This is a genomic window from Alkalicoccus chagannorensis DSM 18086, assembly GCF_000429725.1.
Classification (GTDB): domain Bacteria; phylum Bacillota; class Bacilli; order Bacillales; family Salisediminibacteriaceae; genus Alkalicoccus; species Alkalicoccus chagannorensis.
The window spans coordinates 20,752-34,646 of record NZ_AUCK01000005.1; the positions used below are offsets into that span (position 1 = coordinate 20,752).

A 13,895-nucleotide genomic window follows, 5' to 3' on the forward strand; every position below is an offset into this window, starting at 1 on the left:
GTTCCGCTTTGATTCCTTTACTGCAGTGGAAAAAGCGGTATGGGAAGCTGCCCGGGAAGAAAGCAGATCAGGTGCTCTCTGTAACATGCTGCAGCTACTCAGCGCCGACTTTCCATTGGATTGGAAATTTTACGTTTACAATTGTGCGCACTGGGTAACAGAAAAATAAGTCTGAAAATTCAGAGGGAGGCATAACCGATGAAATATGTACTTGCAGGAACGGCAGCTGCAGCGATGTTTTTCGGTGGTGCAGCGGGTGTTTCAGCAGATTACGAGGACGTCGGCGACGATCACTGGGCGAACGAGGAGATTGACTTCTTAACCGGACAGGGGATTATCGAAGGACACACTGACGGCACGTTCCGGCCGAACGAGCCGGTGACGCGGGCTCAGACGGCAGACATGCTCGTTTCGACATTCGGTCCTCAGACAGACAACCGGCCGGATCCTGGATTCGGGGATGTTGAAGAGGGCGACTATGCGTATTATGAAATTCTAACAGCAGCTGACGAAGGCTGGATGAGCGGTACCGGCAGCAACTTTGAGCCGAATAACCCGTTGGAGCGTGGACAGATGGCCGCGGTCATCGATCGAGGTTTCGGCCTGATGCCGGCGTCGTTTGATGGCAGTTTCTCTGATGTCGACGGGAATATGTTCGAAAGCTCCATTTATAAGATCGCAGGCCACGGCATCACGCGTGGGTATCCGGACGGCACGTTTCGTCCCGGTGCAGAAACCACGCGGGCCGAATTTTCGACGTTCCTTGCCCGAGCGATCCATCCTGAGCGTTTCACTGGAGAAGAAGTAGAGAATGAAGAGGAACTGATTGCCGTAACCGATGAGTTCATGGCTGCCCTGCGCGACGGTGATATGGAAGAGGCTGCTTCCTTTGTCGACGAAGAACTGCTGTTTTCTCCTTATGCGAACGTATCCGATGAGGACATGAGCTTTACTTCTGAAGAAGTAGCCGGCCTCTGGGCGGACGACACCGTGTATGACTGGGGAGACTTTGACGGCACCGGCGACGATATTCTGAAAACGTATCAGGAATATGATGAGCGCTTTGTTTATGCCAGAGATTACTTGGAAGAAGCGGAAGTTAACGTGAATGCCCGTCTTGGTATGGGCAACGTTATCGATAATACCGATGACGTTTATCCAGGTTCCCACGTCGTGGAATACCACATTCCAGCAGAAGATGAGGAAGGATTTGAGTGGCAGAGTCTTCGTCTCGTCGTCACGGAAATCGATGATGAATGGTATGTAGAAGCTGTCATCAACGATGAATGGACCATTTAAGTAAAGACTCCGGATGAAAACGGTTCTCCCTCTTTGGATGCAGGAAAAACCGGAATGGCAGCCTTTGCATCAGTGAAGAGGCACGAAAAAAGGAGAAAAGCAGCGGGCCCTCACTACCATGTAGTGAGGGCCTTCGATATCAACAGGGCATGGCTTCCTCGCAGCAGGCGAAAAAGGAGGCAGAGAGCACGCTCGAATCAGCACGGACGCCCTCGGACCCGGTTAGAAGCAGCTGTACCGGGCTTTTTGTAACTGATAAATTAAAATAGACACTTTTTGATAAATAAAAATGAACACTTCTCCCATCGCAACATCATCATCCCCTTCTCTTATATACTTATCTTTTAAGAGTTGATGGAAGGGGCAGTGAAAGGTGGAGAAATGGCAGATGTATCATGACATTTATCAGTTGAAGCAGCAGGGATTTAAAATTCGTGGAATCGCAAGAAAGCTGGGAATTTCTCGAACCACCGTGTACAAATACTTAGCAAAATCACCAGAGGAAATGGCTGTTTGGATGGCTTCTACGAGAACGAGAATAAAACGACTGGATCCGTATGAGATGGTCATTCAGACATGGTTGAGTGAACACCCGGACCTCTCCTCTGCTCAGGTGCAGGACTGGTTGAAGGAGAAATACCCGAACCTTTCGGTCGGGGAGGCTACTGTTAGAAATTATGTAAGAGACCTTCGTGATAAATATGATCTTCCAAAAAAAGTGGAGAAAAGACAATATCAAGCTGTAGAAGAACTTCCGCCGGGGCAACAGGCTCAAGTGGATTTCGGTCAAACCCATCAAAAGGTGAAGCGGGGAGGAACGCAGAAACTTTGGTTTCTCACCATGGTCCTTTCTCATTCCAGATATAAATATGTCGAATGGCTGGACCGTCCGTTTACAACAAAAGATGTGATTCGATCTCATGAACGAGCGTTTCGTTTTTTTGAAGGCAGACCTCAAGAAATGGTTTATGACCAAGATGCTCTGTTAGTAGTTAATGAGAATATGGGGGATATTATTTATACAGCAGAGTTTCAAGCGTATATTCAGGAAAGAGGATTTCAAGTCCGGCTCTGTCGAAAAGCAGATCCAGAGAGTAAAGGGAAGGTAGAAAATGTCGTTGGTTTTGTGAAGAAGAATTTTGCCAGAGGACGATGTTTCAGCACCATTGAGCAATGGAACGAGCAGTGCACGAAATGGCTCTCGCGAACTGGGAATGGAAACATTCACCATACTATAAAAAAAAGACCGGCTGAAGTGTTCGCTCTGGAGAAACAACACTTACAGCCGGTCACCAAGAAAGACTTGGATTTTACCAATAGCGCAAGTATAGCAAGAAGTGTCCGAAAGGACAATACAATCATGTACAAGGGAAATCGATATTCTCTTCCTTACGGTACCTATGAACAAGGAAAGCAGATCTACTTAGAGGTAATAGCCGATCAACAGTTGATTTTAAAAGGAACTCCCGATGGAGAAGTGATAGCGAAGCATGACATCTCTTCTCAAAAAGGAAAACTGATCCAAAGCAGCAAGCATACTCGTGATCGCTCCAGTCATATTGCCACGTTCATGGAGACGGCTGCTTCCCTTTTTAAGAACAAAAAACAGGCTGCGGTTTTTCTCGACGAAGTATATCACCGACATCAGCGGTATATGCGGGATCAATTGATGGCCATAACAAAGTTAGTTCAGACGTATCCCGAGGAAGCGGAAGAAGCTCTTAGGATCTGTGTGACCAAAGCGCTTTTCAGTGCAGCCGAATTTCGAGATGTCGTGAACCACCTAAACCATGCTTCTAAAAAGAAAGAAATGCCCTCACATTCACCGTTATACAAGTCTCTTCATGATAAGGAACCAGAAGCAATGAAAGCAACAGCAGCTAAGGCGGAGGTGTCTGATTACCTCAACATTCTTCAAGGAGGGGACCTAAAGTGAAGGAACTTGAAAGAATCCAAAAAGAACTGCGTTCTTTACAGCTTTCCGAAACTGCTTCAGCTCTACCAGAGTATCTTCAACGGGCGGAACATAACGATTGGACGCACCTTGAATTTCTGATAGAGCTCGTGGACCATGAACAAAACCGAAGAGGAACGAAGTTAATCGAAAGAAGGATGAAATGGGCAGCTTTTCCAACGCCCAATACGCTTCAAGATTTTCGAGTCGAAGAGCAGGAGGCCCTCACAGAGAAGCAGATACGTCAATTAAAGGAGTTTACCTGGATTGATCAATTATACAACCTGATCCTGCTGGGCGCACCAGGGACAGGGAAGACGTTACTCGCTACCGGTCTCGGAGTCGAAGCTATCCATCAAGGTTATAAAGTAGCTTTCATTTCGATGGGGGAACTGGTCCACGTGATGAAAACTGAAGAAATAACAAGGAAATCTCAACTTCGAATGAAACGCATCCGAGAAGCGAACCTTGTCATCATTGATGACTTAATGTTTATGGCTATGGACTATCGAGAGGCCAATCTCTTCTTTCATTTAATAAACGACTTGTATGACCGAGCTTCCGTTATTTTAACCTCAAACAAAGCTCCTCATGAGTGGGGAGAGCTTTTAGGGGATCATGGAATCACAACAGCTATTCTGGACCGTTTGGTCCACAGAGCGGAGGTCGTTCATTTTGAAATGAACGACAGTTATCGTATGAAACATCGTACCACGATATTTAAGGAGGAAAGTGTCCAGAATTAATTATCGAAAACTGTTCAATTTTACTTGACGGTTACACTTTTCGTCCAAGGGGGCGAGGCGGAGCGGTCTCCCGGGAACAGAAGAAGCTGCTAGTACTATGTGAGGCTCGCCGAGAGAACGAGCTGTGGCTGCAGGTTCTCTGATTGCGCATCAAGCCTCTCTGCTCCGGGGCTTAACGTTGTCACAGGGGTGGTTCTTTGATATCATCGTACTATTGCATGATCAGCATAAGGAGGGAACAACATGGAACGGATTTCGAAGGAACAGATCCGTCACGTGGCCGATCTGGCCCGTCTGGAACTGAAAGAAGAAGAAATTGCTCACTTCGGTGAACAGCTGGATGACGTGATTAAAGCTGCGCAGCAGCTTAATGAACTGGATACAACGAATGTCGAGCCGACCTCGCACGTACTCGATGTACGAAACGTGCTCCGGGACGATGTCGTGAAACCATCGCTGGACAGAGACGATGTACTGAAAAACTCGCCGGACGATGATGAAGGTCAAATCAAAGTGCCATCGGTACTGGAATAAGGAGGTCAACCGGATATGGGAGCTTTTACACACTCGTTAAAAGAGCTGCACACCATGCTACATAACAATGAAATCACGGTGGAGGCGCTCGTCAGACAGGCACTGGACCGCATCAAGGAAGTCGATGGAACGGTCGGTGCCTTCCTGCGTACCGATGAAGAAAAAGCGCTTGCCAGGGCTGCAGAGCTGGATCAGCAGCTCCAGGACGGCACAGCAGATGCCGACGAGGTTCTTTTTGGCCTGCCGGTCGGAATCAAAGACAACATTGTCACGAAAGGACTCCGTACGACCTGCGCGAGTAAGCTGCTGGAGAACTTTGAACCTGTCCATGATGCTACCGTCGTAGAAAGCCTGCGTGACGCCGGCGCGGTCACGGTCGGCAAACTGAACATGGATGAATTCGCGATGGGCTCTTCCAACGAGAACTCCGGCTTCTATCCGGTGCGCAACCCTTGGAATACAGACCATGTTCCGGGTGGATCCAGCGGTGGCTCGGCAGCAGCTGTTGCTGCGGGCGAAGTACCGTTCACGCTCGGTTCTGATACCGGCGGGTCTATCCGTGAACCGGCCGCCTACTGCGGTGTTGTCGGCCTGAAACCGACATACGGGCGGGTCTCCCGCTTCGGCCTCGTTGCGTTTGCTTCATCTCTGGATCAAATCGGTCCACTGACCCGTTCAGTGGAGGACAATGCCTATGTGATGCAGCGCCTGGCAGGTCATGACGAGCGGGATTCGACGAGTGCCAACGTGGAAGTGCCCGATTACCTTGCAGCGCTCACAGGCGATCTAAAAGATATGAAAATCGGCGTGCCGAAAGAATACCTCGGAGAAGGAGTCAGCCAGGGGGTGCGCGACCGAGTCCGCGAAGCACTCGATACGCTGAAAGACCTCGGAGCAAAAGTAGAGGAAGTGTCGCTGCCTCACTCAAAATACGCCCTTGCCTCCTACTACGTGATTGCTTCGTCTGAAGCGTCTGCCAATCTGGCCCGCTTTGACGGTATCCGCTACGGCGTGCGCCGGGATGCAGATAACCTGCTGGATACGTATTTAAAATCCCGCAGTGAAGGCTTCGGCGACGAAGTGAAGCGTCGGATTATGCTCGGTACGTTTGCCTTGAGCTCCGGGTACTATGATGCTTACTATAAAAAAGCGCAGCAGGTCCGTACGCTCATCAAGCAGGATTTTGAGGATCTTTTCCTCCAGTATGACGTCATCATTGGTCCGACGGCACCGACGACGGCGTTCAAGATCGGGGAGAACATTGATGACCCGCTGACGATGTATGCCAACGATATCCTGACGATTCCGATGAACCTGGCAGGTGTCCCTGCGATCAGCGTGCCGTGTGGATTCGATGAAGGGATGCCGGTCGGACTCCAGATCATCGGCCGACATTTTGAGGAGGCTACGGTTTATCGTGCGGCATATGCATACGAACAGGCAGTCGGCATTGCAGCGCTGCCGGAAGTGAAGGGAGGCGCGCAGTCATGAGTTATGAAACGGTCATAGGACTGGAAGTACACGTAGAACTGAAGACCAACACGAAAATCTTCTGCAGCTGCTCCACCGAGTTTGGTGCACCGCCAAATACGCAGACATGTCCGATTTGTCTCGGTCATCCCGGTGTCCTGCCTGTACTGAACCGTCAGGCAGTGGACTTCGCGATGAAAGCGTCGATGGCGCTAAACTGTGAGGTGGCGGACGTAACGAAGTTTGACCGGAAAAACTACTTCTATCCGGATAATCCAAAGGCGTATCAAATTTCGCAGTTTGATCAGCCGATTGGAGAAAACGGCTGGATTGACATCGAAGTCAACGGGGAGAAAAAACGCATCGGGATCACCCGTCTTCATTTGGAAGAAGACGCCGGCAAGCTGACCCACGTAGAAGGCCAGGGACATTCCCTCGTCGATTACAACCGTGTCGGAACACCGCTTGTGGAAATCGTGTCAGAACCAGATATCCGCACACCGGAAGAAGCGTATGCGTATCTGGAAAAACTGAAGGCCATCATGCAGTACACCGAAGTATCCGACTGCAAAATGGAAGAAGGATCCCTCCGCTGTGATGCGAACATTTCCATCCGGCCGACGGGGCAGAAGGAATTCGGTACCAAGACAGAGTTGAAAAACCTCAATTCCTTCAACCACGTGCATAAAGGACTTGAATATGAGGAGAAGCGCCAGGAAGAGGAGCTCACCAACGGCGGAGAAATCCTGCAGGAAACCCGCCGCTGGGATGATGCGAAGAAACAAACGATACTGATGCGGGTCAAAGAAGGATCGGACGATTACCGGTATTTCCCGGACCCGGATCTTGTCCACCTGTACATTGAGCAGGATTGGAAAGACCGCGTGTATGGCACGATTCCGGAACTGCCGGACGCCAGAAAAGAACGTTATATCCAGGAGTATGACCTGCCTGCCTATGACGCGGCCGTCCTGACTCAGCAGAAAGCCATGAGTGACTTCTTTGAACAGGGGCTGCAGGAAGGCGCTCCCGCTAAACAGCTCTCCAACTGGTTGATGGGAGAAGTCAACGGTTACCTGAATCAGGAAGGACTGGAACTGGAAGAACTGCCGCTGACGCCGAAAGCACTGGCAGAGATGATTGCCCTCATTGAAAAAGGAACGATCAGCTCGAAAATTGCGAAAAAGGTATTCAAAGAACTCGTAGAGAACGGCGGCGATCCCCAGACGATCGTAGAAGAGAAAGGCCTCGTTCAGATCAGTGATGAAGGGGCTGTCCGGGAGATGGTCAACGAAGCACTCGACCAGAATGATCAGTCTGTCGAAGACTATAAGAACGGCAAAGAGAAAGCGATCGGCTTCCTTGTCGGTCAAGTCATGAAAGCGTCCAAAGGGAAGGCCAATCCGCAGCTGGTCAATCAGCTGTTGAAAGAAGAATTGGATAAAAGGTAAAGGTTCATCCAGGAGGATGCGATCGGATCTGGCACCGCAGGAGGCATGTTGCTTCCTGCGGTGTTTTTTTGGGTGATAAGAATGTATACGTTCTCATTAAGGGTGACGGCGGCTTCATGCGCTGCTAGGGAAGAACGAAGCACGTGTTCTTCCCTTCAAAACCTGCAGCGACGCCGCATGCCGTTCCGAACAAAAGGCGCTGCGCGCTTTTGTTGATTGTCAGAAAGGCAGCACATGTAGGACGGGAGGCTGCGGGCCGGCCTGGGTTTCTGGAGGAGACGTCGCCGGCCTGGACCGAAGCGCTGCTGCGTGACCGCCGGGCTTCACTGAACGTCCACTTCGCCCTCCTCAATGACCACCAAGTGTCGATGTGACCGCCTTTTCCTGTCCAGCGACTGGTATTCTTCGCTGCATGCCTGCTCCCGGCCGCTCAACCTCCGAGCCGCCGCCGTGAACGTCCGCTCCGCACCAAATCCATTACCACAACTACAACAAAAAATCATCTATCCACCAAGCTCTTTATCCCCACTCGTTGCCGAAGCAGCCGGGGGGCTTTCGTAACTGTAAGTTCATGGGATGTTGAAGAGAATAAGACGATGACCCGCGCTGAGTGTCCACCGATCGCTTGCCGCATGCACCAGGGAAGTTCCTTACTGTAAGACACATTACAGACGCAGGCAAATGTGTTGTGCACAATGAAGACAGACGAACAGGAAAGGAGTCGAAGGTATGGGCAGACTCGCAACAACATTGAACTGGCTGCAGAATCACCCCATTATTTATCAGGGCCGGCACATGCACTTCGTCGGATTTGGACTATTCGCCGGATTGAACGCAGCCGCCATCACGGGGGTCCTGCTCTTTTACATGTACGCCCATGGGATCGCGCTGTCAGCGTCCGTATTCTGGATGCTGCCGCTCGGAGCGGTATTCGTCTGGTGCGGGGCACGGGCGATGCACTTGATTTCCCTCGGGAAAAAATTTCTGCAGAACCCGCTCCGATATTTAAAAGAAACGTGCTTTTATCTGCAGGGGGGGATTGCCGGAGCTTTTCTCTGGTCGTTCGTTTTTGCTTCTGCCGCTGGGGCACCTGTCAGTATGGTGTGGGATGGGCTTGCTCTCGGCACGCTTCTCGGGCAGATATTCGGTAGAATCGGTTGTTTCAACTACGGATGCTGTTTCGGCAAGGTGACCAACAGCCGTTTAGGCTTGGCTTATCATCATCCGGGGACGAAAATCATGCGGCTGCACCCGGAATTGAAGGGGGTGCGAGTTCATCCGGCCCAGCTCTATAAAGCAGCCATGAACGCAGGAGCTTTTACGGCCGTTGTCATGCTGCTGCCGATGGGTCTTCCGCAGGGTAGTATCGCTGCCGCTTTTCTTTTGTACCATGGCATTTCGCGTTTTGTTTTTGAGTATTTCCGTTATGATATTTATATACACGGAAAGCGTAACTGGATTACGTACCGCTTCGCCCTTTTTTCCGTCGGAGCATCCATGTTGATGGCGGTTCTCGGACCAGTCGTAGACAGCACGTTTTACCGCTTGCCGGAGACCGGCATTTCCATGACGTCGATGCCGTTGTTTTATCTTCAGCATCCATCGATTCTGATCATGCTGGTGCTGACGGGCATGCTGGTGGCAGCCGGCTACGGCATTCACGGAAAACACCTCGGCCAAATACCGTTTACAGAAAGGAGTAACAATGATGAAACAAACGAAGGTCATGATCATCGGAGCAGGACCGTATGGGATAAGTCTCGCTTATGATTTGTGGGACCGCGGTGTCCCTTTTGAGATTGCTGGGAAGCCGTTTGATTTATGGATGAACCATACGATGCCGTCGATGGCGATCCGGTCCGATCGTCATACTAGTGAGATTTATACACGAAGAGGCGTATTTGATCTTACTGCCTATATACGGAAAGTGAGGCCCGACGACGCGGAGCAAGTCATCAAAGACCGTCTGCCTTCTGATCTCTTCCGAGATTATCTGCGCCACGTGCTCAAAACGCTCCCGTTTTCAATCGAAAACCAAAAGGTAGAAACGTTGAAAAAAGAAAATGGTTATTACATCAGCCGACTGGAGGATGGAAGTATCATCCATTCGGAAGAAGTGGTTCTCGCCAGCGGCATCGAGCCGCACAAGCAAGTGCCCGCGGCCCTTGAAGGATATACCCGCGTGCAGCATGGGTGGGAAACAGCAAGCTACAGCGGCAGCAATGGAAAGAAGCTGCTGGTCATCGGGGGAGGGCAGTCTGCAGCAGAAGCAGTGGATGAGTTGTCGGACCATAACGAAGTGACCTGGATGATGAAACGAACACCTACGTTTTATTCAGAGCCGATCAACCTTCCGAAGCCGATATTCAAACTCATCCTTCTCCTCTCGCCTTACTTTTACTTTCTGCCATCCCGGCTGAAAAAGCAGCTGGGCAGACAATTTGTCGAAACGACGATCACGCCGGATATGCAGCCTGTAATGGAAAAAGAGAACGTCACGATGATCTGCGCAGATGCCGAGGAACTGAAGCTGGAGGAGAGAAGCAGCGGAGTTTACTCCCACCTGCTGCGGCAGGAGTTCGATCAGATCATCGCAGCAACAGGCTATACCTATGACGTTGATCACCTTCGATTTGTCGATCCTTTCCTTCGCGGGCAGATCAAAACCGAAGGCGGTATACCGGAAATCAACTTTGATTTTGAATCCAGTGTCAGCGGCCTCTACTTTGCCGGTGGTATCACGGAACCATTTTACGGACCGGCCCAGCGGTTCATGATGGGATCCCGTCATGTTACGAGCCGCCTCGGTTCGGTCCTCTCATGACGGTGACTGTCCAGCAGCTGGAGTCCGATCTATTTGTCGTCAGAACGGACCTGCTGCAGCCGGCCGGAGGAAATAAAGTACTTCGTTTCCGTCGTTTTTTGCAGCAGCATCCGCATGCAACAAGGGTGATAGCAATGTCCGACCCAGGTTCCCACACGTTTATTGTTCTCGCAGCGTTGTCGGAAGAATTCCCCCACATCAAGGAATGGGTTTTTCTGGAACGGAAGATAGACGCAGGACCTTATCAGCAAGACAACCAAAAGCGGTACAAGGATCACCCGGCGATCCGCGTTCTGCAAGACGACACCTGGAGGCAGCTGCTTCGCCTGAAAATCGAATCCGCCAAATCAAACACAGCGGTGCTCGGCATAGGAGGAACGACGAAGGAAGAGGACGGCACGACGGAGATGATGGAATCCTGCCTGCAGCAGCTTCCAGTTCAGACAAGCCCTGTAGAGCATGTCCTTCCCTCTGCCTCGGGCCAAATGCTTCAAGGGCTGCTGCGCGAAGCGCCGCAATCGCATGTTTTCACGGCTGTTTGTACAGGGGCTCCCCTGTCCCGTGGACCACTGAAGCGGCGCTTCCGCCGGGAGGCAGGCGTCCGTCTGCTCACCCCTGTTCCAGGGGCGGAAGCAGCTGCAGCCAGATGGGAAGAACGATATCATCTCCAGCTTGACCCGATTCATACAGCTCCGGCCATTCATACATGGGAACAGGCCCGGACATCCAGCACGGCTGTCTGCTGGCTGACCCACCCACGTCTGCTCGGTTGAGGCTGAAAGAGACTGAGAGGAGGCAGGCAGGGGGCGTCTGCTCACTGCCGATTACCATGAAATTATCCATCATTTTGCTGCTCCTGATATTGATCGTTGCATCTTGTTCAACAGAACCTGAAGCAGAGGAAAGGAATGGCGCAGATGGAGATATGCAGGGAGAGCCGCTGGGAACGGTCGTTTTAGATGAACGACTCGAGGAGATGGAAGAGGAAGATGCATCTATGATCGAATTCGGCGGTCCGCCTCCGGATGGGATTCCGTCCATCGATCATCCTCAGTTTGAGCGTGTCGAGGAAGCTTCTGCATGGCTGGAGCCCCAGGAGCCAGTGGTGTTTGTGAAAGGGGAGGAGACGGCCAAAGCGTATCCTCTACAGGTCCTCATGTGGCACGAAATTGTCAACGATGTAATAGACGGAGTCCCTGCAGCGGTCACCTACTGCCCGCTCTGTAATTCTTCGTTTACGTTCAAAAGGGAGGCCGGCGGGGAGACGATGACCTTCGGGACAACCGGCTACCTGCATGGTGGAGCGCTGATGATGTACGATCGTCAAACCCACTCGCTGTGGGCCCATTTCGGCGGGGGTGCACTTTCCGGTCCCATGACCGGAACCGACTTAACGATTATCCCCAGTTCGATTATTTCGTGGGAACAGTTCGCGGCAGAGGCGCCTGATGGCGAAGTACTCTCCCGTGATACTGGCTACAGCCGCGATTATGGTGCCAATCCTTACGCAGGCTATGATGATATCGACGAATCCCCGTTTTTATTTTCGCAGGAAACGGATGGGCAGTACCCTCCGATGCAGCGGTTGACAGCGCTGGAGATAGAGGGAGAAGCGGCCGGCTATCTGCAGGAGGACCTGGAGGAGAACCGGTTGATACAGGATACTGTAGGCGGTAGAGACGTCATCTTGATTCATGAGAAAGGTACAGCTTCAGGGCTGGATGATGACAGTGTTGCAGGTGGAAGAGATATTGGATCGGTCTCTGCTTTCTTCCGGGACACAGAAGAAGGACCGCTTACGTTCCATCTGGAAGATGGGGTGATCGTGGATGAACAGACAGGATCAGCGTGGTCCTGGAGCGGGCGTGCAGCCGCCGGAGAGCTGGAGGGAATACAGTTGGAAGCAGTTCCGTTTCAAGTAGACACATTCTGGTTTGCCTGGTCTACGTACCGGCCGGATACGAGAATGGTTTCAGGGGAGTGACAGGATGAATCAAGCAGCACAAGAAGCAAAACAAGTAATGGAAAGGCAGAAGAAGCTGATGGAACAGTGGATTCAGCTTCAGGAAGGTCTGCTGACAGGCTCCGATCAGCTCGGGGAGACAAGCAGGATGATCAGTCACCAGACGACATCGGCAGCATCATTCATGCAGCAGGGTGTCAAGATGATGAAAGCGTCGATGAACGTGATGGAGACCTTGCAGGAGCAGCTGTCTCAGCTTCAAGAAACCATGGAGGCGCTGGATGCATCCGCAGAGGCCCTCAGCACGATTAATCAGGATCTTGATACGATCTCGTCCCAGACGAATCTGCTTGCGTTGAATGCGAGCATTGAAGCTGCCAGAGCAGGAGAAGCGGGTAAAGGATTTGCTGTTGTTGCAGGCGAAGTCCGCCGGCTATCGGATCAGAGCAAGGCTTCAACCACGAAGGCCAGGACATTCATCGCTGATATGAAAGAGCATTCCGGCGGTGCGAAGCAGGTCTCCGAGGATGTTGCTCTTTCAGCTGAAGAGGCAGCAGAGCGAATCCGGGAAACGAAAGCGTCTTTCGATGAGGTGGAGACGCAAGTCCAATCGGTGCAGCTGACGAAAGACACGCTGCTTCAACAGACAGTGGACATGCAGCATGCCGCTGAAGCAGGACGAAAGTTGAGTGATCCGATTGCATCGAATCGAGTCATCATTGAACAAGGACTGCATACAGTACTGCGTGAACATAAGGCAGCAGCACCACCACGACCGGAGGAATGATAAGCAGATTCTCCGGAGAAGGGCCCTCCACTTGAACGGCCGTCCGTACGACATGCAGGCGGCTGCTGCTGTGCGTGGAAACGTCCATGCAGCAGAAAAAAACAGGAGCTTTTGTCTTGAATTAAGAGCAGATACGAAAAAAAGATGAGCAAAGCCGTACTCCAGATAAGCACTTGCATTGGCTCCGAAACATGCCCTTCACGTTCCAGCGGAAATTATTGAAAGCGTTTGTTTTTCACGCATATGGCTGTTACGAGAAGCTATCCTTTCCGTCTTATCCCCGGAGACACGGCTGCGCCATTCTGTAGAGCGAGGGTCGGCTTTACAGAGGCGGGCGCGCTTCGTTACACTAAGGACTATTGTGAGAAAACGTAACGAAGAAAGGTGATTCTTTTCATGATGACACAGATATTGACCCGGCTCGTAGCGGCCTGCACGCTGCTGACAGCCGGTATTGCTGGTCTGACTATACTCTCGTCGATGGTGCTTCAAGGAGAAGTCGTGATCGCCTCCTGGAGCACGCTGCTGCTTTTCTCGGCAGGGGTGCTGCTCTGGTTGATTCCGGTTCAGATCATCGACTGGCTGAAGCTGATCCGCGTCCAGCGGCGGACGAAGAGAATGATCTTTCCGTATACCGTCACGTTGATTCAGACGCTCTTCTTTGCCGGCTATATGGTGTACTGGAGCTCCATCTGGTCCGGTATTCAGTTCAGCGGCCTCGGACTTACGGTGCTGACATTGGCGCTCTTTGGAAGCGGCCGTGCCCTTTATGCGATGCTCGTCCATTCGGTCCGGAAGTACAAAGAACCGCGCGTTCAGATATCGGGAGCGCCGGTCTCTGACCACTAAAGAGACTGCTGGCCAATC

At 51.5% G+C, this 13,895-nt stretch carries 13 protein-coding genes; all 13 read left to right on the forward strand.

The features are described 5' to 3' along the window. Nucleotides 1-198: 198 nt before the first annotated feature. The 13 genes from G477_RS20425 to G477_RS0103730 all read left to right on the forward strand — a co-directional run bounded on the left by G477_RS20425 (nt 199) and on the right by G477_RS0103730 (nt 13,877). Nucleotides 199-1,299, forward strand: coding sequence for an S-layer homology domain-containing protein (locus tag G477_RS20425; RefSeq protein ID WP_051287643.1), 1,101 nt, complete (start codon nt 199-201; stop codon nt 1,297-1,299). 373 nt (nt 1,300-1,672) lie between these two features. After that, entirely contained in the window at nt 1,673-3,235 is a 1,563-nt protein-coding gene (istA, locus tag G477_RS0103665; protein ID WP_026696800.1) for an IS21 family transposase, read from the forward strand. Beyond that, nucleotides 3,232-3,999, forward strand: coding sequence for an IS21-like element helper ATPase IstB (gene istB, locus G477_RS0103670; protein ID WP_026696801.1), 768 nt, complete (start codon nt 3,232-3,234; stop codon nt 3,997-3,999). Before istA ends, istB begins: the two co-directional genes overlap by 4 nt. A 243-nt stretch (nt 4,000-4,242) precedes the next feature. After that, a complete protein-coding gene (gene gatC / locus G477_RS0103675) occupies nt 4,243-4,533 on the forward strand; it encodes an Asp-tRNA(Asn)/Glu-tRNA(Gln) amidotransferase subunit GatC (protein WP_026696802.1) in 291 nt (96 codons plus the stop codon). A gap of 15 nt (nt 4,534-4,548) precedes the next feature. Then, the gene (gene gatA / locus G477_RS18580; protein WP_035211132.1) at nt 4,549-6,024 is read left to right on the forward strand and encodes an Asp-tRNA(Asn)/Glu-tRNA(Gln) amidotransferase subunit GatA; all 1,476 of its coding nucleotides are present in this window, start codon (nt 4,549-4,551) and stop codon (nt 6,022-6,024) included. Beyond that, nucleotides 6,021-7,454, forward strand: a complete 1,434-nt coding sequence (gene gatB, locus G477_RS0103685) for an Asp-tRNA(Asn)/Glu-tRNA(Gln) amidotransferase subunit GatB (protein ID WP_026696803.1) — start codon at nt 6,021-6,023, stop codon at nt 7,452-7,454. The genes gatA and gatB overlap by 4 nt, the downstream gene beginning before the upstream one ends. A 209-nt stretch (nt 7,455-7,663) precedes the next feature. Further along, on the forward strand, nt 7,664-7,828 hold the full coding sequence (locus G477_RS0103690) for a hypothetical protein (RefSeq protein WP_156897278.1): 165 nt from the start codon (nt 7,664-7,666) through the stop codon (nt 7,826-7,828). A 355-nt stretch (nt 7,829-8,183) separates the two neighbouring features. Then, the gene (locus G477_RS0103695) at nt 8,184-9,224 is read left to right on the forward strand and encodes a prolipoprotein diacylglyceryl transferase (protein ID WP_026696805.1); all 1,041 of its coding nucleotides are present in this window, start codon (nt 8,184-8,186) and stop codon (nt 9,222-9,224) included. Continuing rightward, nucleotides 9,163-10,278, forward strand: a complete 1,116-nt coding sequence (locus tag G477_RS0103700; RefSeq protein ID WP_026696806.1) for an NAD(P)-binding domain-containing protein — start codon at nt 9,163-9,165, stop codon at nt 10,276-10,278. The genes G477_RS0103695 and G477_RS0103700 overlap by 62 nt, the downstream gene beginning before the upstream one ends. Beyond that, nucleotides 10,275-11,051, forward strand: a complete 777-nt coding sequence (locus tag G477_RS0103710; protein WP_035211135.1) for a hypothetical protein — start codon at nt 10,275-10,277, stop codon at nt 11,049-11,051. The genes G477_RS0103700 and G477_RS0103710 overlap by 4 nt, the downstream gene beginning before the upstream one ends. Before the next feature lie 152 nt (nt 11,052-11,203). Beyond that, complete coding sequence (locus tag G477_RS0103715; RefSeq protein ID WP_170203826.1) at nt 11,204-12,262, forward strand: DUF3179 domain-containing protein; 1,059 nt, start codon at nt 11,204-11,206, stop codon at nt 12,260-12,262. 4 nt (nt 12,263-12,266) lie between these two features. Beyond that, complete coding sequence (locus tag G477_RS0103720; RefSeq protein WP_026696809.1) at nt 12,267-13,028, forward strand: methyl-accepting chemotaxis protein; 762 nt, start codon at nt 12,267-12,269, stop codon at nt 13,026-13,028. 396 nt (nt 13,029-13,424) lie between these two features. After that, a complete protein-coding gene (locus G477_RS0103730; RefSeq protein WP_026696810.1) occupies nt 13,425-13,877 on the forward strand; it encodes a hypothetical protein in 453 nt (150 codons plus the stop codon). The last annotated feature ends 18 nt before the right edge of the window (nt 13,878-13,895 follow it).